At 46.6% G+C, this 24,009-nt stretch carries 20 protein-coding genes and 1 riboswitch; of the genes, 7 read left to right on the top strand and 13 right to left on the bottom strand.

Features of this window, described 5'->3' with window-relative positions; genetic code table 11:
- Positions 1-114 precede the first annotated feature (114 nt).
- Positions 115-471: a winged helix-turn-helix transcriptional regulator gene (locus tag BSHG_RS05005; RefSeq protein ID WP_005788387.1), complete on the top strand. Its 357-nt coding sequence runs from the start codon at positions 115-117 to the stop codon at positions 469-471.
- On the top strand, positions 468-914 hold the full coding sequence (locus BSHG_RS05010) for a GNAT family N-acetyltransferase (protein ID WP_008660640.1): 447 nt from the start codon (positions 468-470) through the stop codon (positions 912-914). The genes BSHG_RS05005 and BSHG_RS05010 overlap by 4 nt, the downstream gene beginning before the upstream one ends.
- Before the next feature lie 63 nt (positions 915-977).
- Here BSHG_RS05010 and BSHG_RS05015 read toward each other — a convergent pair whose 3' ends face one another.
- Positions 978-2,042, bottom strand: a complete 1,065-nt coding sequence (locus tag BSHG_RS05015) for a substrate-binding domain-containing protein (RefSeq protein ID WP_005788383.1) — start codon at positions 2,040-2,042, stop codon at positions 978-980.
- A gap of 253 nt (positions 2,043-2,295) precedes the next feature.
- Between BSHG_RS05015 and BSHG_RS05020 the strand changes: the two genes are divergently transcribed.
- On the top strand, positions 2,296-3,321 hold the full coding sequence (locus BSHG_RS05020) for a sugar kinase (RefSeq protein ID WP_005803808.1): 1,026 nt from the start codon (positions 2,296-2,298) through the stop codon (positions 3,319-3,321).
- Positions 3,322-3,367: 46 nt separating this feature from the next.
- The gene (locus tag BSHG_RS05025) at positions 3,368-4,036 is read left to right on the top strand and encodes a bifunctional 4-hydroxy-2-oxoglutarate aldolase/2-dehydro-3-deoxy-phosphogluconate aldolase (protein WP_005793316.1); all 669 of its coding nucleotides are present in this window, start codon (positions 3,368-3,370) and stop codon (positions 4,034-4,036) included.
- Positions 4,037-4,114: 78 nt separating this feature from the next.
- Here BSHG_RS05025 and BSHG_RS05030 read toward each other — a convergent pair whose 3' ends face one another.
- The 12 genes from BSHG_RS05030 to BSHG_RS05085 all read right to left on the bottom strand — a co-directional run bounded on the left by BSHG_RS05030 (position 4,115) and on the right by BSHG_RS05085 (position 19,946).
- Positions 4,115-4,639, bottom strand: a complete 525-nt coding sequence (locus BSHG_RS05030) for a threonine/serine exporter family protein (RefSeq protein WP_005788377.1) — start codon at positions 4,637-4,639, stop codon at positions 4,115-4,117.
- Entirely contained in the window at positions 4,636-5,409 is a 774-nt protein-coding gene (locus tag BSHG_RS05035; RefSeq protein WP_005788374.1) for a threonine/serine exporter family protein, read from the bottom strand. The genes BSHG_RS05030 and BSHG_RS05035 overlap by 4 nt, the downstream gene beginning before the upstream one ends.
- Before the next feature lie 9 nt (positions 5,410-5,418).
- Positions 5,419-5,667 carry a hypothetical protein gene (locus BSHG_RS05040; RefSeq protein ID WP_005788372.1) on the bottom strand — a complete coding sequence of 83 codons (249 nt, stop codon included), beginning with the start codon at positions 5,665-5,667 and terminating at the stop codon, positions 5,419-5,421.
- A 428-nt stretch (positions 5,668-6,095) separates the two neighbouring features.
- Positions 6,096-7,145 carry a ribonucleotide-diphosphate reductase subunit beta gene (locus BSHG_RS05045; RefSeq protein ID WP_005788370.1) on the bottom strand — a complete coding sequence of 350 codons (1,050 nt, stop codon included), beginning with the start codon at positions 7,143-7,145 and terminating at the stop codon, positions 6,096-6,098.
- A gap of 25 nt (positions 7,146-7,170) precedes the next feature.
- A complete protein-coding gene (locus BSHG_RS05050; protein WP_008660628.1) occupies positions 7,171-9,690 on the bottom strand; it encodes a ribonucleoside-diphosphate reductase subunit alpha in 2,520 nt (839 codons plus the stop codon).
- 64 nt (positions 9,691-9,754) lie between these two features.
- A riboswitch (cobalamin riboswitch) is annotated at positions 9,755-9,977 on the bottom strand.
- 172 nt (positions 9,978-10,149) lie between these two features.
- Complete coding sequence (locus BSHG_RS05055) at positions 10,150-10,476, bottom strand: DUF2149 domain-containing protein (protein WP_005778408.1); 327 nt, start codon at positions 10,474-10,476, stop codon at positions 10,150-10,152.
- A complete protein-coding gene (locus BSHG_RS05060) occupies positions 10,473-11,075 on the bottom strand; it encodes a MotA/TolQ/ExbB proton channel family protein (protein WP_008660624.1) in 603 nt (200 codons plus the stop codon). Before BSHG_RS05060 ends, BSHG_RS05055 begins: the two co-directional genes overlap by 4 nt.
- Before the next feature lie 44 nt (positions 11,076-11,119).
- Positions 11,120-11,803, bottom strand: a complete 684-nt coding sequence (locus tag BSHG_RS05065) for a hypothetical protein (protein ID WP_005788365.1) — start codon at positions 11,801-11,803, stop codon at positions 11,120-11,122.
- 8 nt (positions 11,804-11,811) lie between these two features.
- Positions 11,812-16,131 (bottom strand): cobaltochelatase subunit CobN, encoded by a 4,320-nt coding sequence (locus BSHG_RS05070; protein ID WP_008660621.1) that lies wholly within the window; start codon positions 16,129-16,131, stop codon positions 11,812-11,814.
- Positions 16,132-16,215: 84 nt separating this feature from the next.
- Entirely contained in the window at positions 16,216-18,360 is a 2,145-nt protein-coding gene (locus BSHG_RS05075; RefSeq protein WP_008660619.1) for a TonB-dependent receptor, read from the bottom strand.
- A gap of 29 nt (positions 18,361-18,389) precedes the next feature.
- Positions 18,390-19,058, bottom strand: a complete 669-nt coding sequence (locus BSHG_RS05080) for an HmuY family protein (protein WP_008660616.1) — start codon at positions 19,056-19,058, stop codon at positions 18,390-18,392.
- Between the two features lie 42 nt (positions 19,059-19,100).
- On the bottom strand, positions 19,101-19,946 hold the full coding sequence (locus BSHG_RS05085) for a calycin-like domain-containing protein (RefSeq protein WP_005788356.1): 846 nt from the start codon (positions 19,944-19,946) through the stop codon (positions 19,101-19,103).
- Between the two features lie 441 nt (positions 19,947-20,387).
- Between BSHG_RS05085 and BSHG_RS05090 the strand changes: the two genes are divergently transcribed.
- The 3 genes from BSHG_RS05090 (at position 20,388) to BSHG_RS05100 (ending at position 23,963) form a co-directional block, all read left to right on the top strand.
- A complete protein-coding gene (locus BSHG_RS05090) occupies positions 20,388-20,732 on the top strand; it encodes a DUF6686 family protein (RefSeq protein WP_005788354.1) in 345 nt (114 codons plus the stop codon).
- 47 nt (positions 20,733-20,779) lie between these two features.
- A complete protein-coding gene (locus tag BSHG_RS05095) occupies positions 20,780-21,688 on the top strand; it encodes a cation diffusion facilitator family transporter (RefSeq protein ID WP_008660613.1) in 909 nt (302 codons plus the stop codon).
- Between the two features lie 676 nt (positions 21,689-22,364).
- Positions 22,365-23,963, top strand: coding sequence for an aspartate:alanine exchanger family transporter (locus BSHG_RS05100; protein WP_005788346.1), 1,599 nt, complete (start codon positions 22,365-22,367; stop codon positions 23,961-23,963).
- Positions 23,964-24,009 lie beyond the last annotated feature (46 nt).

Genomic DNA, 24,009 nt, shown 5'->3' with positions numbered 1-24,009 from the left:
TATCTTTGTGCCTGCAAAGGTGTATTATTCTGTGCTGATAGATGTGAATGTGGCTTAATATCAGGGGATCAAATTAACTTTGCAGGTTTTTAATATGACAGAAACGATTAGAGAATGAAGAACTTCCATCCTACGGGAACTTGTCCCATCAGGGACGTATTATGCCGGCTGGGCGACAAGTGGTCGATGCTGGTGCTGGTGACGCTGAATGCGAACGGAACGATGCGCTTTGGTGACATTCATAAAACAATAGACGATATTTCGCAACGGATGCTGACTGTCACTCTCCGTACGTTGGAGGCCGACGGGTTGGTGGAACGGAAAGCATATGCGGAAGTACCACCGAGAGTGGAATATTGCCTGACGGAAATGGGACATAGTTTGATTCCACACGTCGAAGCATTGGTTGGATGGGCACTGGATCATATGACAATGATTTTTGAACATAGAGAACAACAGAAAGGGTTATGAAAGTCGAACAGGTATTTTCAGACAGGAAGCGTTTCCTCGATTTGCTCTTGCTGGCAGATGAGCAGGAAGATATGATAGACCGGTATCTGGAACGTGGAGATATGTTCGCTCTATATGATGAAGACAAGCTCAGGGCGGTTTGTGTGGTTACTAACGAGGGGAAAGGAATTTACGAATTAAAGAATATCGCAACTTGTCCGGATAGCCAGCGTAAGGGATATGGTAAAAGCCTGATTGAATATCTGTTTCACCATTATTCGGACCGATGCTCGGTCATGTTTGTGGGAACCGGAGATACTCCACATACGCTTTTATTCTATCAATCCTGCGGATTTGTTCCTTCCCATCGTATTAAGAATTTTTTCACCGACCATTATGATCATCCTATTTATGAGAATGGCATCCGGCTCAGGGATATGGTTTATTTGAAGAAGGAAAAATAAGGAGCCCAGACTGCAAGAATGTTGTTTTTTTCTTTGCAGCCTGAATTCTTTTCAGTGTTTACATTACTTACTGTGATAATAGTCGATATTTTCTTTGGTCAGGAGATCGATGGGCATATAGTTGGTACAAGTCACTTCTTTCCTGAATATCAGATGATCACACAAAGTTTTGATACTATTGAATCCTTGTAATTCCGGTTGCTGTGCAATCAGGAAAGAGACAGTGCCTTCCTTCAGGCACGTTACGTTTCGCTCGAGCAAGTCGTAACCGATCAGGCTGAAATCACTTTTCCTGCGTTGTTGCAGGTATTCACCGATGATGTATACTTTTGAATTGAACGTGATGCCATGCTTGACATCCGGATGTTCGCAGAAGAAGTCATCCAGCATCCGGCTATCTTCAATATTCAGGTCGGCGTGCAGGTTGAGTTCAAGGATGTTACAGGTGGGATGATGCTCTTGCATATATTGGCGAAATCCGATTTCGCGGCTTTCCTGCTGGTTCGAGCCGATCACTCCTTCGTGTATTTTGCGGAAAATTACGATTTCCCGGTCATTTACGGCGAGTAACATCAGCATGCGTGCTGCAAAGTATCCGCTCTGATGTGAGTTTTGACCGAAGAAGGCAAGTGGAGGGGCATCTTTGATTTGTGAATCAATATATATATATGGTATACCCAGTTCATTTAGTGCATCGGTAAATCCTTTGGTATATTGTGGTACAGTGGGAGCAAACATTACTCCGTCCGGTTGTTCTTCGATAACGGCCTGACTGGTTGTCACAAACGAATTGTAATCGTAGGGGTCATAATGGGTGATATTTGCCGAAATATTGAAGTCGGAGTATGTGGTAACCGCTTCCCGAATCCCTTTTTGCACATCTGTCCAATATTCGCCTTCCAGATGTTTGGGTAGCAGACAGGCAAAAGTATATTTCTTATTGGAAGCCAACGCGCTGGCATACATATTAGGCTGATAGTCGAGTTGCTTTAAGATTTCTTCTACACGCTTACGGCTTGCTTCCGACACTCCGCTACGGCCATGGAGCACCCGGTCTACAGTTCCTACAGATACATTTGCCAAGCGGGCAATATCCTTAATTCTGATTCTTTCTGGCAATTTATTCATGCGTTCACCTTTATTTGTGTGAGGTTTTGTGCCCGGACACACTAATAGTTTTATTTCTATGGACACAAATATATAACAATTTTTGTAATCCTGAAAATTTACGTATCTTTGTGTCCGCACACGGAACTTGTTCGGTGTAAGTTTTATGAGTTGTTATTTCTCCTATTACCAGTTTATTATCGCTAAAAATAGGGGGTGACGATAAATTATAACTGAATAATCTAAATTGCTCGTTTCATTAAAATATTAAATTATGGGAAAGAAAGTCGTTACATTAGGCGAAATCATGCTTCGGTTGTCTCCTCCGGGAAATACCCGCTTTGTCCAGTCGGACTCTTTTGATGTGGTATATGGTGGAGGTGAGGCTAACGTGGCGGTGAGCTGTGCCAATTATGGTCACGACGCTTATTTTATAACCAAACTGCCTGAACATGAAATCGGGCAGTCGGCAGTAAATGCACTCCGTAAATACGGTGTAAAGACAGACTATATTGCGCGGGGAGGCGAACGTGTAGGGATCTATTATTTGGAAACCGGTGCAGCTATGCGTCCCAGTAAAGTGATTTACGATCGTGCCCATTCTGCCATTGCCGAGGCCGTTGCAGCGGACTTTGATTTTGACAAGATCATGGAGGGGGCCGACTGGTTCCATTGGTCTGGTATTACTCCTGCCATCTCAGACAAAGCAGCCGAATTGACCCGGCTTGCTTGTGAGGCTGCCAAGCGTCATGGAGTGACGGTGTCGGTCGACCTGAACTTTCGTAAAAAACTATGGACGAAGGAGAAGGCGCAGTCCATCATGAAACCTTTGATGAAGTATGTAGACGTATGTATTGGTAATGAAGAGGATGCGGAACTCTGTCTGGGATTTAAACCTGATGCGGATGTGGAAGGCGGACATACAGATGCAGAGGGCTATAAGGGAATTTTTCGGCAGATGATGGATGAGTTTGGGTTCAGCTATGTGATCTCGACGTTGCGAGAATCTTTCTCAGCATCACATAATGGTTGGAAAGCCATGATTTATAATGGTGAGGAATTCTATGTTTCCAGACATTACGATATTGATCCGATTATTGACCGTGTGGGAGGGGGGGATTCTTTCTCCGGCGGTGTCATACACGGCCTGCTTACAAAGCGAACCCAGGGTGAGGCTCTTGAATTTGCAGTGGCAGCATCGGCATTGAAGCATACCATTAATGGTGACTTCAATCTTGTTTCTGTGGCGGAGGTCGAAGCGCTTGTCGGAGGAGATGCGAGCGGACGTGTACAAAGATAATCGTGGGTGATAGTGGGTTGTCAATCTTTAAATCGTATATATTCTTATGGCTAAATTTGATAAAATAGCTGTCTTGAACAAAATAGGTTCGACAGGTATGGTTCCTGTATTTTATCACGAAGATGTGGAAATAGCGAAGAAAGTGGTAAAAGCTTGTTATGAAGGTGGAGTTCGTGCTTTTGAGTTTACCAATCGGGGGGACTTTGCCCAGGAAGTATTTGCCGGGCTTGTAAAATTTGCTGTCCGTGAATGCCCGGAGATGGCTATGGGAGTCGGATCAGTGGTTGATCCGGCTACTGCAGCTCTGTATATACAATCGGGGGCTGACTTTGTGGTAGGTCCCTTGTTTAATCCGGAGATTGCTAAGATATGCAATCGCCGGCTGATCGCTTATACACCGGGGTGTGGCTCGGTTTCGGAAGTGGGCTTTGCACAGGAAGCCGGTTGTGATCTTTGTAAGATATTTCCCGGAGATGTGTACGGACCAAATTTTGTGAAAGGCTTGATGGCTCCGATGCCTTGGTCCAAATTAATGGTGACCGGTGGGGTAGAGCCTACCCGGGAGAACCTGACAGGATGGTTTGGAGCGGGTGCATTCTGTGTCGGTATGGGATCTAAATTATTTCCGAAAGATAAGGTCGCAGCCGAAGATTGGGGATATGTTACCAAGAAATGTACCGAAGCCTTAGAATACATTGCCGAGGCAAGAAAGTAATTAAAATGGCGAATAGGGACGTTGTAAAAACAGATCCCTATTCGCCATTTTAGATATTTATCTATAATATGAATACCGTCATCCTTTTTTTACCAACTTTTTCAGTAAACGGGTAGCTGTGAATGATTGGCGGTGGAAGATGAATACCGGTACGGCTGCCCCTACGACCAAGGCAAATAAAACGAAGATGGTGGTACTGCCATTGTGGCAAAAATCTACCAGGTATCGCAGTGAATCGGTTTCATCTTTAGTCTGCATGAACTTTGTCAGTGCAAGGATACTTTTATAAGCAAACATTCCCGGAATCATGGGCAAGAGAGACGGAAACGAGAAAACCTCTGCCGGGCAGTGAATCGCTTTGGCAAAAGGGATGGCTAATAAACCGATGGAAACAGCTGCAAAAAATGAAGCCGTAGCAATGTCCATCGTAAACAGATGTGCATGCATCAGAAAGTAACGTAATCCGTGACCTACAGCCGCCAGGAAAGCAGAGATCAATATGGCTTTTCGTGGTGGATTCGATATAATAGCAAATCCGATAGCGGCTACGGCAGCGAATGCACCGTCGAGTACGGTGGCTGTTATAAAATCTATATTCATCATAAGGTGCTGATTCCGGTGATTAAAAGGGTCATTGAAAGGCCGATCGCTATACAGATGATAAGCAGACAGGCGTTAATAAATCTCGATGTTCCGGCCAATACATGTCCGTCGATGATGTCCATGATGGCGTTGATCAGCGGTACACCCGGAATCAGATAAAGTACGCTGGTACCTAAAGCCATATCCGGAGTGTCACCCCAGTGCATCAGATAGCCCGTACTACCGATCATGGAAGCAATGAACGACGAAATGATGAATATTGCCAGATGATTCCAGTGACGTCCCATCAGTTCGGTACGGACAAAGAATCCGGCCAAGGTGGCTACAAATACGATTCCCATGGAAATAAAGTCACCTTGGAACAGGCGGCAGAAAGATGCGTTGGCAAAGGCAACCAGAATCAATACAAGCCATTTACTTTCACGTGGTTTGCTGACAATTTCGTGATAGCGACGTTGGAGCTCGCTGAGAGACAAATGTTCGTCATATGCTTCCCAACTCAGCGTGCTGAGTGCTGAATTAATGGCGAAGTTCAGTCCCATGGGCTTGATCTTGTTTACCGTACTGTATGAATGCGAATTGTCGGCATCGCGTAATGTCATGATGATGGTTTTCTGAAAGATTGTCATGTCACAGAAGAAGCCGAAAGATTCAGCAATTCGTGATGTATTTCGTACGATTCGTGATGTCTGTACACCTACGGCCATCAGACTGGTCGAATATTCAGACAGGAATTTAGATAGTTCTTTTAGTTCTTGGTGGATGTCCATAAGGTTGGGTTAATGGTGAGTTTTTCTCGTCTTGATGATGCGGTTGATAATCAGGGCAGCAATATAGGCAACGGCGAATCCGATAATGGAAAAAATAGCCGGTTCTTGCTCTTTAAATGATTTCCGGTGCATGGCCGGTGTTGTGGCGGTGTAAGTGGCGATGGTCCTGGGAGTTTCCTGTGTTGCCGTTACAGGTTCACTGACCTGGCAACTGTCGGTAGTGGAAGCTGTAGCTTCCATGGTGTTGGTTACTAACATTTCTTTTTACTTTTTCTTAAATCTGTGTGATACATACATGTTGCTTTTCCGCATTTCCGGCGTATGGGAGGAAATGTGGTTAATGTGTCAGTACAGTGTTTCGATTTCGGTTCAGGTTTTGAGTGGGGGAAGAGGATGTGTGAATAATGACACACCCTTGAATTGCGTCTTTTCGGGGTACAAAGGTAATTAAAAAAATCAGGGGTCAAAAGTTTTTTGAATGAAGAAAGGATTTGAATGATTGATGATGGATGAGGAACCATTGCTGATGAATATTTTTTTAATGTGGTCATGTATATATCCCATTGTTCGGGTATTCATTGATAATGTGAATCAGTAATTGAATTTCATACCGCATAGGTCTCTCAAGAACTGATTCACATGAATGATCCATTGTTTATCGTTGATTGCCCGGAAACATAGACTATTTATAAATCATCTTCCAGCGCAGTACTTTTGGCATACGCCGTACTTTTCGCTTCGAAGAAGTCCGTTTTTACCATGTTGGCGTTTGAATATTGCGATACCCAATGCATGCTTTCCGGTTCCTTCCGGTTGTCTTCGTACAGAGGAGTGTAACCCAGGCTACTCCAACGGAGATTACCCAGAAAGTGGATATAGTCAGAGATCATCTGTCGGTTGAGCCCCTGGATTTGGTCGCCTATTACATATTGCCCCCATGCGATTTCCTGTTTTACTCCTTCACGCATCATCTCTTCATACACTTTCACCTTGTCAGGCGTAAACAGTTCCGGTTCTTCCTTCTTCAACTCCAGAATGATGTTGCGAAATAGCCAGAGATGGGTGTTTTCATCCCGGTTGATGTAACGGATTTCCTGAGCCGATCCGGACATCTTTCCGTTACGGCTCAGATTGTAGAAAAACATAAAACCGCTGTAGAAGTAAATACCTTCAAGGATGTAATTGGCAATTAGGGTCTTCATCAAGGCAAATCCGTCACGATTTTCCTGGAATTCATTGTAGCAATTGCCGATAAACGTATTTCTCCTTAGCAGATGTTCGTCTGTTTTCCATTGATACAAAATGTCATTGCGTTCCTCCGGACTACAGATAGAGTCGAGCATATAGCTGTAGCTCTGGCTGTGTACACACTCTTGAAATGCTTGAATATGCAGGCAGAGGTTGACTTCGTTTGCCGTGATGTATTCGCTGAGTGTCGGGAGATTGTTACTCTGCAAAGAATCCAGGAAGACGAGGAAGCTCAGAATTTTATCATACGCTGTTCGTTCGGCCGGGGTCAGATGGGGATAGTCCTTGGTATCTTGTGTCAGATTGATTTCTTCAGGTATCCAGAAGTTATTCATGGCCTGACGATACCAGTCGCTTACCCATTTGTATCGCATGTTATTGAAATCATTCAGATTGGTTGTATTGCCTCCGATCATCTTTCTGAGACGGGTTTCTGTATCACCTTCGGGATTGAAGAGGGCATTTTTCTTTAATTTTTTTGTTTCCATATCGTTTTCTTGTTTATTCGTTTATTTAAGATGCACAGCTTTCGCATTCTTCCACTTCCAATGATTTACTGCGAACGTAATATACCGTTTTTACTCCGCATTCCCATGCCAGTAAGTAGAGATCGAGTACTTGTCGCATGGTAAATTCATTGGTGATATACAGGTTCAGGCTTTGAGACTGGTCGATGTGCAACTGCCGGGTGCCTGCCGCACGGATACTCCATTTTTGGTCGAGTGTATAGGCATCTTTATATAACCAGAAGGTTTTGTCTGACAGTGCCGGTGCCACACGTGGCAGCATGGCCCCTTTTTTCTCTTCAAGGAAGAAACGTTTCATTACAGGATCGGTACCGGCAGTGGTTCCCGCGATGATACTGGTACTACTGGTCGGTGCGATAGCGAGAAGATAGGCGTTTCGCATACCGTTTTCCGCTACTCTGGCTGCCAGCCGATTCCATTCGGGGGAAGTATATCCCCGTTTGCCAAAGTATGCTCCCGTTTGCCAGTCGCTTCCTTCGAAGTATTCATAGCGTCCTTTTTCTTTTGCCAGGTCGGCACTGGCTTCGATGGCTGCATAATTAATCTGTTCGAATACTCGGTCTACAAACCGGAGATGTTCTTCGCTTTCCCAGCGGATATTGCGTATGGCAAGTGCGTGGTGATAACCGCTTACTCCCAGTCCGATACTGCGGTAACGCTGGTTGGTGATTTGCGCAAAAGGGAGTGGATAGAAATTCAGGTCGATAACATTGTCGAGAGCACGCACTACGGTGCTTACTTTCTCCTTTATCTGTTCTTCGTCCTCCAATGGGAGATGCCCCAGCGAGAGGCTGGCAAGATTGCAAACTACAAAGTCGCCGGGCCGTACCGTCTTCACCACTACTGTGTCACCCTCTTCCGTACGTATCTCGGTGGATACCGTTTCGATAGCTGCCATATTTTGTGCTATTTCCGTACAAAGATTCGAACAGTAAATGATGCCCCGGTGAGCATTGGGGTTGGCCCGGTTCACTGTGTCACGGTTGAAGGTGAAGGGAGTACCTGTTTCGACTGCCGATCGCAACACCAATCTGACAATGTCTTTAATGCTTATACTTCTTTTGGAAAGTCGGGTATCGTTTACACAGTCATGGTATCTCTTTTCCCATTCTTCTCCGTAATAGTCTTCCAGGCAATACCCTTTGATTGTCATAATCTCGTTAGGGCAGAATAAGTACCATGGTTGGTTAAGGTCTTCCTTAACCATTTTCCAAAATAGGTCCGGATAACATACCGAAGGAAAAATATCGTGAGCTTTCATCCGGTCATCTCCGTTGTTGGTCCGCAATTGTAAGAATTCCGGCAGGTCTTTGTGCCATACATCCAGATAGACAGCGACGGCACCTTGACGCATACCCAACTGATCAACAGCTACAGCCGTATCGTTCACAAGCTTCATCCATCGAATTACTCCTCCTGCTACACCTTTAAAACCCCGTATATTTCCTCCTGCCGCACGTACTTTGCCAAAGTACATTCCCATGCCGCCACCAAATTTGCTTACCATGGCAAAGTTATCGATACTGCGGTAGATACCTTCTAAACTGTCGGGTACCGTATCGATGAAACAACTTGAAAGTTGATGATAAGGTTTCCGGGCATTCGAGAGGGTAGGAGTGGCCATTGTCACCTCCAAACGACTTAGTAAGTCGTAGAATTTTTTCACCCAAGTCATCCGTTCTTTCTGTTCGGGCATAGCCAGATGGAGGGCGATACCCAGATACATTTCTTGTACGGACTCTGCCGGTTCATGGAGTCGGGTACGGATCAAGTAGCGTTTGACAAGCAGATCCAGTCCGGAATAATTAAATAGTTTGTCCCTGTCAGGGCAGATAAATCCGGCTGCTTCTTCAATCTCCTGTTGCGAGTAGGCCGCCAGTATGTAACTACCGTATAGTCCTTCTTCCGTCAGATAGCGCAGTTTGTCGTAAAACGAACGGATGCCTGCCGATGCCGCCTGCTTTTCCAGTTTCTTCGATAGTTGGAAATTGAGTAGACGGGCCGCGATAAACTCCCAGTCAGGTGCTTCCTGAGTGGTCAGTTCCACGGCAGCCTTAATCAATGCTGCCAAACGTTCGGAATGTGGCATTTCCTGTTTGCAAAACCCTGAAAATTTTTCATAGAGTACAACGAGACTGTATTCGTGGGTGGTGAAGTCTTTCTGAATCTCTTTCAGGACATCCATCACAGTTCCGTCTCCTAATTCATTTATTATGCTGTTGAGTGCTTTTCTGCGTTCAGTCCGTTGCCAGCGGTAGAGTATGTAATTTTTGGCCTCGGCATAAAAGCCGTGTTCCATCAGGCTTTGCTCCACTTTGTCCTGTATCTGTTCGACACTACGGTTTGCGGTATCTTTCCCGACAAAATTCTCCACCTCTTCTACCACCGAATAGATGATTTCGTTACTTACTTCCTGCCCTGTACTGGCAAAACTTTTTCGTATGGCGACGGCAATTTTCTCCCTGTCATAGGGTTCCGTCGTTCCGTTCCTCTTGGTTATTTCCATGAGTTATGTTCTAACTAAATATTTATAGAATCTTTTCGTACCGTTTCCCTAATCCCACGAGTGGAAACAGCCTTTGATAAGCGGCAGGTCTTCTGACTGACTCCTTGTTTCCGACGCCTTCCCGGTGACTCCTTATCTATTTACAAAAAGGTATCCCAGTGGCAACAGTTGTTATCGGAAATTCAGACGGAGCTTCACAGCAGCGGGACTGTCCGGGATTTACACCCGATTCCCTTTTAATCCGGATAGAGGAATGACTATTCGGAACCGATCAGGGAGCAAAGATAATAGAATTTGGAATGGTTGTGCAGAGAGTGTGTTTTAAAAAACAACAACTATTCATAAAAGAGCGGGTGTATTGTTGACTTGTAAAAGAGATGCAGACAAATACATCTTTCGTTGCCGGATGGGCGGATGAAAGATGCGTTTGTCTGCATTTTAAGGATAATCTATTCTTTATTATTCTTCCGGAACGTAGATGATTTCCCCATTATCGAGTTCATAGGCGATACCTACTTTCTTTCCTTTTTTACCGCTTTTCTGCTGGTCTTCCGAAGGAGTATAACGGTTGATTTTCTGTCCCTCTTTGGTAATAATTTCCATGTTTTCTTTTCCCGGATTTTTCACCATCGTGTAGTCTTCCTGAGAGAAAACTTCGGTCATATTGTAGCGGCTGACAAGAGCTACCATCAGGGCTACGGCAAAAACCATGGCTACATCGAACAGGTTCGATACAACGCTGATCGGGTCAGCATCTTCTTCTTTTCTGAGTAGGTTTCGTTTCATCGGGCCGCACGTTTTTCGTTCAACAATTCAGAAAGGAATTCCAGGTTGGTCATGTCCTGAAGATACCAGCGTTGTTTCACCTGCTGGGTCAAGAAACCTACGGCGCCTGCTACCAGTCCGACAACGGTCGTGGCAAAAGCAATCTGCATGTTATAGGCCATTGAAGCAATGTCGCCGCTTGCCAGTCCGGCAAGGGCAGGTCCCATCGGGATAAGCGTACCCATCAAACCGAGGATAGGTCCGAGCTTTGTCAGAGTTTTAGAGATAGCCAGATCTTTATCGGCGGCTATCTCAAAGTTGGCAAGCAGTCTCTGTATCTGTGCCGGGCTTTCATGTGCCTGGAGCACCTGGCGTATGTACGATATGACTAATGATGATGATTTTTCCGGAAGCTTGTCTGCCAGTTCCATAACGGTGGCAGGAGTGAGTGCATTCAGTTCGTTACGGAGTAGTACCTCGGTTTTGCGTATTGAGAGATATTGTCCGTAGAAACTGCCGACCAGCAGAAGTGCACGGCCGAATAATACGATAAGCAATACGATGTCAGGAACGAGTAGTCCTGTAGAAATCCAATATAAAATGTCTGATATAATATTCATTGTTGATCTGTTTTAATGAGTTGATTTACTTATTATTTTTGTGATTAATTGATTCTTTTCTTCACCCTTCGCCAAACGAGTCCGATGGCACTGCCGATGATGGTTATTCCACCGACGCCGGCCAGTGCTCCCCAATTTACTTCACTGACTCCGGCTACGGAGGTCCGTCCGTTTACGGTAGCGACAATTCCCAGAATGGCCACCAATGCGTTAGTGAGGAAGAAGAGTTCCAGCCGCAACTCCTTCTCCGGAAGGAGGTAAAGCAGTAACCAACGTCCTACGGGAATGGCTATCAGCACGCAAGCGGCATACATCCATGCCACGGTGGTGAATGGTGTCCCCGGGAAGGCAAAGATAAGATAGACCAGCCCGCTGAATAGTACCGGAAAGATGAGCAGTCCCGGAAACCATCTCAGGAAGCGGTAGGTGAGCAGTGTACGCGGTTTTACCGGATAGGCACTGGCAACATGTACCGCCAGCATGGCATAGGCCATCTGGAGGCTGACTTCGATGGTCAGCAAAACGGAAGTGTCCAGCATCAGGGCTGTGTTACCCAGCCAGTCGGCAATCTGTGTTTTCGATTGCTCGATGGCATACGGCCACATCAGTCCTGCAAACAGGGCGGCAACAGTGGCTATGATGCCGACTGCAACCGTTTTCCAGAAAGTCTGTTTCAGCAGAAAGTTGAATGCTATTAACAGCATTAATACAAGTACGACTGTATCCATACTTCTGATTATTCTGATGTTTTACGACGTTTACGGACAAAGAGTACGAGTGCCAGTATTACCACTACAACGGCTGCACCCACGGCAATGTTGCTCAGGGTTGTCTTTTGCTCTTCCGGTGTCCGGTTTATCTCTTCTTTCTTCATCACCATTCCTTTGGCATCGCCCGAAACTTTCGCTTCGCGTATTTTAGAGATATTTTCTTTGTACTGTGCGGCAGCCGGAGCGTCTGACTTGGACGCGATGTATTCGCGCAGTTTGGCGTTGTCACATACAAAGCCCGAGCACGACGGACGATACTTATTTACCGTCTCCGTATGCAGTTTTGCCAGTTCGGCAACCTGTTCGGCACTTGCTTTCCACAAACCTTTACGGGCACTTTCGAGCATGATGGCAGTCATTTCTTCAAGCGCTGCGGGACTTTGTGTTTCGAAAAATTCTTTCACGTTCAGGTTGTATTCGTCTTTTACGTATACATTGTAAATGTTGTCCCAAAGCTCTTTGTCGATGGCGGCAGGTTTCATTACGTTCCAGCCATATGTATTGGTGACTGTCTCGGCAAATTCCGCAGCAGAGGAAGAGCCGCCTTTCATCTTCTCTTTGATGTAAGCGGGGTTGAGGATGGTGGTACGGCTTTCTACACCGACAGCCTCTTTGACTTCTTGCATGCGCATGTGGTTACGGTTGCGATAATCGCTCAGGTAAGCATCGGGATCTTTGCCGGTCACGTTGCGTACGGCCAGGTTCATACCTCCCATAAACTCGTAGACATGGTCGAGGCTCAACGCGCCCCATGTATTGCTTTGACGAGGCTGAACCACTACGTCCGTGCGGGTCAGTGCGGCTTCGAAGGCATATTTCCGGAAGGCTTCCCAGTTCTTTTCACTGCCATAGTAAGCACCCATGTTATTAAGATAGGTGGCAGCTATCTCTGATTCATCTTCCCAGCGGTCACCGGATTCAACCATCTCCTGAATGCCCGTACCATACATTCCGTTGGCACCGCCGAACACACGGAATGCAGCCATTTCACGGGCATCTTTCGGACTTACCCCTTTCTCGGTCAGTGTCTTTTCGGCTTCTACTACGCTTGCCGCTACCAGATTTTCATATTTGTCGTCTTTGGCAGCTGCAGCCATCTCTACCGCACGATTGATCAGAAAAAGGCGGGAAGCCGCAATGTCGCGTAGTTGCCCCGATGTCTGTACTACTACGTCGATGCGTGGGCGGCCTAATTCGGCAGAAGGGATCAGCTTCAGATCGCTGACACGTCCGAATGCATCACGAACCGGCTCTACACCGAGCATATACAATACTTGTGCGATGGTAGCTCCTCCCGTTTCAATAAACTCGCCGGACCAGAGCGTGTAACTGACCTTACGCGGGATACTGTCATTATGGCGGCGTTGGTAAGTTTCAATGGTTTGCTTGGCAAGTGCAACTCCTTTTTCCCAGGCCGATTCTGACGGAGTGGCTTCTGCATTGATGGCATACATGTTGCGTCCTGTGGGTAGGGTGTTGGGATTGGCAATCGGATCACCACCCGGTGAAGGTGCGGTGTATCCTCCATTGAGGGCATTGACAAGGCTGGCAAGCTCTTTCTCTGGGCTGGCAGTCAGTTCCGTTTGGTAGTTGCCTACATTGCGGATGGTGCGTTCCACCTCCGTCAGTGCAAGGGCAAAGTTGATTTCTTCTTTGCTGTATTCCTTTTGAGCCGTTTTTTTCCCCATGGCGGCCATCATGTCCGACATGCCTTTAGCTTTATCCGCTTCCGGCTTATCTCCCTTTGAGGCATTCATTTTTGCTTCCATTTTCTTCAGGGCTTCCGGATCGGCACCCATTTTTTTTGCCATTTCCATGGCTTTGGATGAATCCATATGTGCGCCCATTTCTTTCATTTTCTTCTTCATGGCTTCCGGCATCTTATCGGCTGTTTTGCCGGTTTTATCCCCGGTCTTGTTTTTGGCGGCGGCAGCCATCATCATCGCCATCATTCCTTTCGGAGCATTGCGTGAGGTCTCTATTTCTCGTGCTTTTGCCAGTTCTTCGGGACTGACACCGGCAGTGCGGCAGATCAGTTCGTCTGTTGCCAAAGCAGGGTTGGCTATCAGTTTCTCTACTAAGGCACGGGCCGGATTCAGATAGCGTTGGGTGAAGAGAGAGCGATGCTTTTCTACATCGGCTGTTGCTTTGCCACGTTGTTTGTCGAGTGACAAGAGGCTGTAAGCGATCGGTTCGGTTGTCATGGCAAGTACGGAAGAGGTGATACGCTCCGGTTCATAGGGAACCCCCATGGTATAAAGCTGTCCGGTGATTTTTTCCGTGGCCAGTTCTTCAGCGAAGTTCTCTACACGTGCCACTTCGTCCTCGCTGTATGGGCGGGGCGGCAAGCTGTCCAGCCCCAGTTCACGATGGATGCCCAGTTTCACGGTGAGTGCTTTTACGGCAAGCGACTGCTTTTCTTTCGCTCCTGTGGTGTTATTGTAAATCTTGATTTTCTCCATCAGGTCACGGTAGATGCCCCGTACACTGCTTTCGAGGAAAGGAGGTGTAAGGTAAGATTGCAAGGTAGCATACGAACGTCGTTTGGCTATCATGCCTTCCCCCACGTTGCCGATAGAATATATATAAAGGTGTGGAAGAGCTCCTACAAGGCGGTCGGGCCAGTCATCGCTACACAACGCTACCTGTTTTCGCGGAGTGAACTCAAGGCTTCCGTGCGTACCGAAGTGGATCATTGCGTCTGCCTTAAAACCATGCTGCAACCAAAGATACGAAGCGATATAAGTGTGGGGAGGTGCGGCGTTGGTTCCATGCACCACTTGAAAGGCGTTGTCTCCGCTACCGGCTGCCATCTGCGGCATCAGTACCACATTGCCAAACTGCAATCGTGCGATGCCCAGGCGTCCGTCCGGCGTAGTCATGTATTGGCCGGGGAATTCACCGTTGGCGGCTACCACTTCAGCATATTTTCCGGGGCGTAGCGATGCTTTTACCCAGCTCTCGTATTGTTCTTTAGTCACCAGTTCGGGATTCCCTGTTTTCATAAATTCATCAAATGCGCCTTCTGCATACATTCCGAATACGGCTCCCTGTGCCTGGATCATCTTTTCCAGCTCTTTGGCGCTCTCCGGAAGGTTTTCTACCCGGTAGCCTTCTTTCTTCATTCTCAGCAGCAGGTTGTAGAGTGACGGGCCTACTTCCATTCCGCTTGCTGTGAGGGCATTTTGTCCGGGGCCTTTGTAGTAGACGATGGCTATATGCTTTTCGCTGTTGGGTTTTGTTTTCAAGGTGAGATAATTGTTCACTGTGTTGACAAATGTCTCCAACCGTTCCGGAACGGCGAAAGAGTGTTGCAGTCCTTCATCGTCCTTGTATTGGGCAAAGAGGGCGAAAGGACGGATGGCACCGTCAATTTCCGGTGTCACTACGCTTTGCGAAAGAAATCCTCCCGACATACCCATCGGATCGTTTTCCCACTCTTCTACCAGGCTGTTGACTGTGAGTGGTGCAAAGAGAGGGATATTGCGTTCTTTTAGATATTCCACCATATCGTCGCCCATGCGTCCGTGTGCCATATTGATAACAGCATCCGGTCGTATTTCACGGACGAACTCCATGAAACGGGTGAAAGAAGAGATCGGATATACATTGTGTCCGGCTTTTTCGAGTGCCAGGATTAGTCCTGTGGCATCCGCCATCTGCCCGGTGATCACAACCTTGCGGGCACCTTCATGATAGAGTCCGTTTTCACGAAGGAACTTTTCATAATCGGTTACGTTGAGAAATTCCATTTCATCATCCGGGTTCTTCACTCCGGCGTGGTAAAGAATGTCGGTCGGCTTTTCTACCGGTGCTTCCGGTACGGGGGCGGAGATCAGCTTACCATCAATCTCTTTGCGGACATACGAAAGCAGATTCCGGTAATTTACTTTTCCCGCATTAGTCAGGTATTGACGTATTTGACTCATCTGTACCGAATCGAGATTGCAGATATTGTTTGCGGGATTGGTAGCCATGGAGGTGTACACCGGTATACCTTTGTCGGCCGCCCGTTGTATCTGTTGGCGTTGTTCTTCGACGATGCGCAATCCCATACCGTTGACGAACACCATATCATAGCCCGTCAGTTCGTCCAGGTGATCGGTAGAGACCTCCCTTAGTTTGACAAATGAATTGTCGTTCGCCTTCGAAATATTTCCCAGGTTGATGGTCTGGAAATTGACAAAGGCAATCTTCGTGGCACTGAAGTAGGCTTGCCAGACGAATACCCCGACGAGTATTGCCGCAGCCACACAACAAGTGGTGATGATTTGTTTCTTTTTCATATTGTTTTTTGTTCTTTGGTTTATTTCGTTCTTACTAAATGCCGGCCGGACGATCGGAGATATCCGCTGGCTTAGCCTTTTCCGCTATTTTCTGAACATTTGGTCAATGTCCAGCGACAGCCCTACGGAGAAGTTGGTTCCCGTCGTATAGGGTGAATTGGCATAATAATAGTCAGGTCGGTAGTTGAACAGGTTATTGACGGCCATATTCACATTGATCCCCTTCCATACTCTTTGTGTGAGCGTCAGGTTCCACATGGTATATCCCGGATAAGTTACCTTTTCCGTTCCCGCATTCGGGTCATTGGAAGTATATTGATTGGTTTTCACCTGTGACAAGGCCCGTCCGTCGAGTGACAGATTGAAGTCATAATGATCCCATGTCTTGCCATACTCCAACCGTACCGTAGCCGAATGGGGGCGGGTAGAGCTGAGTTTGGTCTGTCCGTCACGCATGAACTCGTGGATGTACGTATACGAGATACGTGCACCTATACCGCAAGGATATTTGGCAGAGGCATTGGCATCGATTCCGGCAATGTCTACCCGTGGGGTATTGATATATTTTTGTGCGATCATTCCGTCGGTATCTCTGAAAGAGGTATACTCGATGCGGTCGTGCACCAGGTTATAATATCCTGTCAGCGTAAAATTATAACGGTTTTTGGTATATTCTCCGGAGAGCGAGAAGTTGTGACTGGTTTCCGGCTCCAGATCCGGGTTACCATAAATCATCATGGTGTTTGCCATATAGAAGTTCATGTGCATCTCTTTCAAGGTGGGCGAACGGAACCCCTGCGCATAAGAGCCCCTCAGCGAGCAGTTTCCTATCTTGTACATCAATCCCAGATGCGGTGAGAAATGGCGCACGTTCGATTCGGAGAAGTAGTCGAACCTCAATCCGGCAATCACGTTGAAGTGTTCCGTGGGATTCCAGTCGAACTGTCCGAAAGCATCGGCGGAATGCATGGTATAATCGGCGTTTTCTTTGAACTGATACGACATCAGATAATCTCGTAGATAGTCTCCTCCGACGGTGAGCGTGTTCTTATCGTTGAACGTATAATTGTAAAGCGCGCGTACACTGTGTTGCACATTACTGTAGTCGCGGATATCATTCTTATATGATACCAGATAGTCACTTTTGTCGTACTGGTCGAATGTGTAGGCCAGTTCCAGGTTACTTTTCGTGTTGAAGTCGTAGTTTCCTTTCAGCCCGCCACTGAATCCGCGATAACGGTTCTTGGTTTCCGAGGAGGCATCCCGTTCACGGAAATAATAGCCAGCACGTGCCGTCAGTCGCAATTGCTCGTTCGGGGTGAACATCAGGCGTTCCTTCACGTTCCAGGTTTTATTGCCGTTGATGGTCGTATAATCCCCCTGTTTTACGTGAATGGAGTCTATGTTGGTATATTGTACGTTGGTCTGGCTGTAGAACTTGCCGGCATTGAATCCTACCGTACCCCCATGCCGCTGATCATTATGTACTCCGAAACGAGTATTGAGGTTCAGATTCCACGGATCGTCCGAAGCTTTGGTAATGATATTGATTACCCCCCCGATGGCACTTGAACCATACAGCGTAGAGGCCGCGCCTTTCACTATTTCCACTCGTTCTACATTGTCCAGGTTGAGGCGGTTGTAGTCTATGTTATCCAGTGTTTCTCCGGCCAGACGTTCGCCATCTACCAGAAAGAGGACGGCATTACCGCCAAATCCCTGCATGTTGAGCTTTACCTGCTGATCCATTGAATAAGAGAACTCGATACCCGGTAGTTCTACCTGAAGCAATTGTCCGATATGGGTTGCGTCCACTTTCTTCAGATCGCCGGCTGTGATTACCCGGGTGATGATCGGAGCATCTTTCAGTAGTTTCGGAGTACGTGTTCCGGTGATAACTACGGTACTCAGATTCATCTGATCTTCTTTCAGAATGAAATCGAGACGACTTTGACGGGCAGCTGTTGTTTTTTTTGTAGCGGTCACATATCCCACAAAAGAGACCTGTACGGTATATTCTTTCTGGTCCGGCAGTGTCAGGGTGTAGCGTCCTTCCGTATCGGTGGTGGTGCCGACAGACGGTTTTTCTTTCAGGGTGATGGTGGCACCTACCAGAGGTTCCTGGGTGGTATCGATCACCCTGCCGGATATTTTATGTTGTGCGGCAGCTGCTGTCGTCAACAAGAGGGCTGCGAAGAAGCAATATGCCGATTTTAGTAGTCTTTGCATATTTATTTTTATTTGTCTTTATCAAAGCATTATGGTTCGTATGGGTAGATGTAGTCAAAAGTCATGTATCCCTTTATGCCCGCAGCATTCATGTAACTCACCAGGCGGATGGCAGCCATTGTGCCGTCTTTCATCCTGAGCAGATAGACTTTGTTGGACGGAGTGTAAATGGGAGGCATTTCACTGGTATCGACGTTGAGCCATTTTGAAAGTTCCGGATTGAAGTCAGACGGAGCATAAATCAGATAACCGTTATCCTCCATCATGTGTGAAACGTCGACAGCTATTTTATTTGTGGTCCATTCGTCGGCGACAAAGGTACCTTGAGGCATGCTGCCTGCGTTTTTCAGTGCACTCAGGCTTTGGTAATCGGTTTCAAGCACCTCACCGCCATTAGTCTTTACATCGTATCGATGAATGGCAAGGTCCCATGTGTCCGGATCATCCGCACCTTCTGCGGTAACTTTGGCCGAGTCAATCTGCAGGGTGTGCAGATTGATGTAGTTCCATTTTGTATATTGGGTAGCATCCACCCGTACCGTACCGCTATGATTGGCATGATCTATCGTAATGAAGCCGAAATCCTTTGCGGTTTCCGGTTCATCATATAGGCTGCTCAATATCCCATTACAAGCTGAGAACGATATAAGCATCGTTCCCAGCAGAGTAATGGCTATTAACAGAGAATTTATTTTCATATAACTGAGAATGTTCTGTTGTTTTAGTTATTTCGTTTTAATTCATTTATTTTCCGGTACGTCCCCTGTGGCGAAAGTAATGGTCAGTCCGTTCATTACGGCAGGTACCGATATTTCGAAAGTGGGGGTTGCTTTGGCTGCATCGATTGTTCCTTTGAGGGTGCAGGCATACTCTTTAGGTTCTTTGCCTTCCATGCCCATTACGCTTTTTCCTTCTCCATTAATAGTGTATGCGTTGTTCTCTGATTTTACAGTTGCATTGTTAATGGTGAATTCACCGAACGAAGTCGAAGTGTATGTTACGTTTACAGTACCGTCTTCATTGGCGGTCACTTTGATAGTCTGGTCTGCAGCATATTGTCCGTTAGGGAAATACTGGGCAACGGCTTTAGTATATCCCTTATAAGAGCCTGCTGCCATTACTGCTGCCGGAGCTTCTCCTTGAGTGAAAGTGACAGTCAGTCCGTTCATTACTGCCGGTACATTGAACTCGAGGGCAGATGTTTTCTTGTCTTTGCTGATTGTTCCTTCAAATGTGCAATCATATTCTTTAGGGGTGCCCCCATTCATACCCATGGTTGTTTTCCCGTCTCCTTTAACGAGGTACGCGTCATTTTTTAATTCCACAGTGGCATTGCTGATACTGAATTCACCGAATGACTCGGAGGTATAGGCAATGTTTACTGTTCCGTTGTCGTTAGGAGTCAGTGTGATGCTTTGTTTGTCAGCATATTGTCCTGCGGGGAAGTATTGCGCCACAGCTTTGGTGTATCCGTCGTATTTTCCGGCTACTACTTGATTGAGAGGTGTTTCTTCATTTTTGTCGTCATTACAAGCTGCACAAGCGCACAGCACAAACATCATAGTCAGTAAACTCTTAATTTTCATTTGGCATTTTATTTTAGTAGTTAGTATTTTAATAGATGCGTTTTTTTTATCTATGTCGGGATGTTTATAAATCCGGTTGCAAAGTTAGAGGCAATAAAAAGGGTTGACAATACCTAAATAGTATGAAAAAGGACTTAGCGGATACCCATAAATAAGTAATACTAATTAGTAAAATCAAATGATTGATGATGCCGTCCCCCTTGTTTTATCGGTTTCATTTATAGAACCGGTGTATCCACCGGAAGTCTTTCAAAGAGAGTTATACCGCGAAAGAGATGCTTAATTCATGTTATCGGGAGACCGGGAACGGGTGTGCGGAATCGTACGGCAGACTTGTCTCCCCATATGTGGCTATCGGTTGCCTGATAATTAGATATTAGTAGGTATTGCCTTCACCTGGTGATCTGCGTACTTTTGTGCCATCACCAAAACGTTAAAGTTATGATGGAACTAATCAGCAGAACCCGCAATGGAATGATCACTTACTGTGCCCATTGTAAAGTGTATCATCTGGAATTTGGCAACCTTTTCTTTCGTCTGTCCGAAGCCGGATTTGAGTGTCTACGCAATTATATTGTATCGATTAACGGACCTTACTGTGAGAGGTCGAACAGGAAAATGAATGCCAACCGGAAGATCTTTCTGAAATTGCCGGCCCAGAATGTCTATTTCTGTGTCTGTACGGCCGAACTTGAAGAACTGAAGTCTCTGGTCTTGCTGCAGTCGCCGGCCGTTGAAGAAACGGATGGCTTGATACCTTTTATGCATGATATTTCATTGAACTAATCTGCCGGTTTGTCTGTTTTTAGAATAGATAAATATCTTAATCGAGCATGGCACATTCTCACGAACATCATCACGAGCACGTCCACGAACTGACGTCGCTCAATAAATCTTTTATAATTGGCATTACGCTGAATATTCTGTTTGTCCTCGTTGAGTTCGGCATCGGTTTCTATTATGATTCTTTGGGGTTGCTTTCCGATGCCGGGCACAACTTGGGAGATGTGGCAAGCCTTGTGCTTGCCATGCTTGCTTTCCGGTTGGCAAAGGTGCATCCCAACAGTCGTTATACATACGGTTATAAAAAGAGTACGGTACTGGTATCTCTGCTCAATGCCGTTATTCTTCTGGTTGCCGTCGGCATTATCATCACCGAGAGTATAGAGAAGTTGTTCCATCCCGTTCCGGTTGAAGGTGCTGCCATTGCCTGGACGGCAGGTGTGGGAGTGGTTATCAATGCCGTTACAGCCTGGCTTTTTATGAAAGATAAGGAAAAAGACCTCAACGTGAAAGGAGCTTATCTGCATATGGCTGCCGATACGTTGGTATCGGTGGGAGTGGTCATTTCGGGTATTATCATCATGTACACCGGTTGGACACTTGTCGACCCGATCATCGGCCTGGTGATTGCCGTCATTATTGTCATTTCAACCTGGAGCTTACTGCACGACAGCCTCCGCCTTTCGCTCGACGGAGTCCCGGTGGGAATAGATAGTGAAAAGATCGGGCGGGTTATCCTGGAGCAACCCGGTGTGGAGAGTTATCACCATCTGCATATCTGGGCATTGAGCACTACCGAAACAGCATTGACTGCCCATATCGTGATAGGCAATCTCCGCCGTATGGAAGAGGTAAAGCGCGAGGTTAAGCATGAACTGGAACATGCCGGGATCACTCATGCCACTTTAGAATTTGAGTATAAAGGAGCATGTTGCGAAGGGGAGGATTGTATTTCTTAAAGTATATTTTCGAAGAAAAGAGCAATTTGTCAAATTGATATTTAAAATCTTGTAGAATCCCGTATTTGTATCCTTCGTTGGGAGTTGTTCGGAAAAACACCGGTAAATGCCGTTGGCGATTTTGTGTTCGGATACTTAATGTGCCGCATGAACTGCTATCTGTCGCTGATTCGGTTGTAATATGTGAAATATGGATCTCTTATTACCTATATCGTTGCTTTCTGACACTTGGTCGCCGTTCGGAAGCGTGGACGAAGTAGAGTAAAACAGTCTTTTTCAAAGCCTTTTTCCGGTTAGGTTATACCATTTTGACCGGATGATTACTTCATCCGGTAAGTATGGTTACGGCATACTGGCCGGATGGTTACTCCCTTTTTTGTCTATCCTTATTGTTTTTCTGTAAAAGTGAAAAACAGAACCCCGTTTTCAGGACTTCTGGAAGGGGTGAAGTTGGCTGCTAAGTCTTCCGGTTGCCCTATATGCCCGTTTTTAAATAGAGGGTGCGTTAGCAGAATCTTTTAATTTCTGTCTTTTTGATTGTGAAATATCCGTTCCGCTTTCTTTATGTGAAGGCTTTGGGGTTTGGCGAAGAAAATAACTTCTTCTTTTGCTATAGTCGAAAACAGTTTTTTACGTACCTTTGCGCACATAACAACTAAAATTAACCTTTTTATTTATGTTTACTGATTTATTGCACTCCTCTTATTTCTCTCTCTTCCTTATTGTTGCGTTGGGCTTCATGTTGGGAAGAATCAAGATTAAGGGGCTATCGCTCGACGTGTCGGCGGTTATCTTCATTGCCCTTCTTTTCGGGCATTTCGGTGTGATTATTCCCAAGGAACTGGGGAACTTCGGATTGGTACTTTTTATCTTTACCATCGGTATCCAGGCGGGGCCGGGATTCTTCGATTCTTTCCGCAGTAAGGGGAAGACGCTGATCATTATTACCATGCTTATCATCAGTTCTGCCTGTCTGACTGCTGTCGGGTTAAAGTATGCGTTTGGCATCGATACACCGAGTGTGGTGGGGCTGGTAGCCGGAGCGCTGACCAGTACACCGGGTTTGGCCGTTGCCATCGACAGCACCAACTCTCCGTTGGCTTCTATCGCTTATGGTATTGCCTATCCATTTGGCGTGATTGGTGTCATCCTGTTTGTGAAGTTGCTGCCGAAGATAATGCGTATCGACCTTGACAAAGAGGCCCGTCGTCTTGAGATAGAGCGTCGCGGACAGTTTCCGGAACTGGGAACCTGCATTTATCGTATCACGAATCCGAGTGTATTCGGCCGTAGCCTGATGCAGATCAATGCACGTGCCATGACAGGAGCCGTTATCTCACGCCTGAAGCATCAGGAGGAGATATCCATTCCGACAGCCCATACGGTACTCCATGAAGGGGACTACATTCAGGCAGTGGGTAGCGAAGAAGCTCTGACACAACTTGCCGTGTTGGTAGGTGAACGTGAAGAAGGTGAACTTCCGTTGGAAAACACGCAAGAAATCGAATCATTGCTGTTGACCAAGAAGGATATGATCAATAAGCAGTTGGGCGACCTGAACCTGATGAAGAATTTCGGTTGTACCGTGACACGTGTCCGTCGAAGCGGTATCGACCTCTCTCCGTCACCCGACCTGGCATTGAAGTTTGGCGATAAACTGATGGTCGTTGGTGAGAAAGAAGGCATCAAGGGAGTAGCCCGTCTGCTGGGTAATAATGCCAAGAAGCTTTCCGACACGGATTTCTTCCCCATTGCTATGGGGATTGTGCTGGGAGTTCTGTTTGGCAAACTCAATATCTCGTTCCCGGGCGGATTATCCTTTTCACCGGGATTGACAGGTGGTGTGCTGATGGTGGCTTTGCTGCTGAGCGCAATAGGCAAGACCGGGCCTATCCTTTGGTCTATGTCCGGACCTGCCAACCAATTGCTTCGTCAGTTGGGACTGTTGCTTTTCCTTGCCGAGGTAGGTACGTCGGCAGGTAAGAATCTGGTCGCTACTTTCCAGGAGAGCGGTCTGCTGCTGTTCGGAGTAGGTGCCGCCATTACTTTAGTGCCGATGCTGATTGCTGCGTTCGTCGGACGTCTGGTGTTTAAGATCAGCTTGCTCGATTTGCTGGGTACCATTACCGGCGGTATGACCAGTACGCCGGGACTTGCGGCTGCCGACTCGATGGTAGACAGCAATATCCCGAGTGTAGCCTATGCGACGGTATATCCGATTGCAATGGTATTCCTGATCCTGTTTATACAGGTGATTGCGACAGTGGTGTACTAAGCCGGCTGACCATAAAAAGATACTGCGGAGGGCACAGAGCATAACT

It is taken from the genome of Bacteroides sp. 3_2_5 (genome assembly GCF_000159855.2).
Classification (GTDB): Bacteria; Bacteroidota; Bacteroidia; order Bacteroidales; family Bacteroidaceae; genus Bacteroides; species Bacteroides fragilis.
The sequence above is the reverse complement of the archived record's forward strand: the minus strand, read 5'-3'. Positions and strand labels throughout refer to the sequence as shown.

Bases quoted from the DNA above. Each gene is read 5' to 3' on its own strand.
- BSHG_RS05045 (WP_005788370.1), bottom strand. From the start codon at position 7,145: ATGGAAACAAAAAAATTAAAGAAAAATGCCCTCTTCAATCCCGAAGGT.
- BSHG_RS05035 (WP_005788374.1), bottom strand. From the start codon at position 5,409: ATGGACATCCACCAAGAACTAAAAGAACTATCTAAATTCCTGTCTGAA.
- BSHG_RS05095 (WP_008660613.1), top strand. From the start codon at position 20,780: ATGGCACATTCTCACGAACATCATCACGAGCACGTCCACGAACTGACG.
- BSHG_RS05005 (WP_005788387.1), top strand. From the start codon at position 115: ATGAAGAACTTCCATCCTACGGGAACTTGTCCCATCAGGGACGTATTA.
- BSHG_RS05025 (WP_005793316.1), top strand. From the start codon at position 3,368: ATGGCTAAATTTGATAAAATAGCTGTCTTGAACAAAATAGGTTCGACA.
- BSHG_RS05020 (WP_005803808.1), top strand. From the start codon at position 2,296: ATGGGAAAGAAAGTCGTTACATTAGGCGAAATCATGCTTCGGTTGTCT.
- BSHG_RS05055 (WP_005778408.1), bottom strand. From the start codon at position 10,476: ATGAAACGAAACCTACTCAGAAAAGAAGAAGATGCTGACCCGATCAGC.
- BSHG_RS05065 (WP_005788365.1), bottom strand. From the start codon at position 11,803: ATGGATACAGTCGTACTTGTATTAATGCTGTTAATAGCATTCAACTTT.
- BSHG_RS05010 (WP_008660640.1), top strand. From the start codon at position 468: ATGAAAGTCGAACAGGTATTTTCAGACAGGAAGCGTTTCCTCGATTTG.
- BSHG_RS05075 (WP_008660619.1), bottom strand. From the start codon at position 18,360: ATGCAAAGACTACTAAAATCGGCATATTGCTTCTTCGCAGCCCTCTTG.
- BSHG_RS05050 (WP_008660628.1), bottom strand. From the start codon at position 9,690: ATGGAAATAACCAAGAGGAACGGAACGACGGAACCCTATGACAGGGAG.
- BSHG_RS05040 (WP_005788372.1), bottom strand. From the start codon at position 5,667: ATGTTAGTAACCAACACCATGGAAGCTACAGCTTCCACTACCGACAGT.
- BSHG_RS05030 (WP_005788377.1), bottom strand. From the start codon at position 4,639: ATGATGAATATAGATTTTATAACAGCCACCGTACTCGACGGTGCATTC.
- BSHG_RS05080 (WP_008660616.1), bottom strand. From the start codon at position 19,058: ATGAAAATAAATTCTCTGTTAATAGCCATTACTCTGCTGGGAACGATG.
- BSHG_RS05070 (WP_008660621.1), bottom strand. From the start codon at position 16,131: ATGAAAAAGAAACAAATCATCACCACTTGTTGTGTGGCTGCGGCAATA.
- BSHG_RS05015 (WP_005788383.1), bottom strand. From the start codon at position 2,042: ATGAATAAATTGCCAGAAAGAATCAGAATTAAGGATATTGCCCGCTTG.
- BSHG_RS05090 (WP_005788354.1), top strand. From the start codon at position 20,388: ATGATGGAACTAATCAGCAGAACCCGCAATGGAATGATCACTTACTGT.
- BSHG_RS05100 (WP_005788346.1), top strand. From the start codon at position 22,365: ATGTTTACTGATTTATTGCACTCCTCTTATTTCTCTCTCTTCCTTATT.
- BSHG_RS05060 (WP_008660624.1), bottom strand. From the start codon at position 11,075: ATGAATATTATATCAGACATTTTATATTGGATTTCTACAGGACTACTC.
- BSHG_RS05085 (WP_005788356.1), bottom strand. From the start codon at position 19,946: ATGAAAATTAAGAGTTTACTGACTATGATGTTTGTGCTGTGCGCTTGT.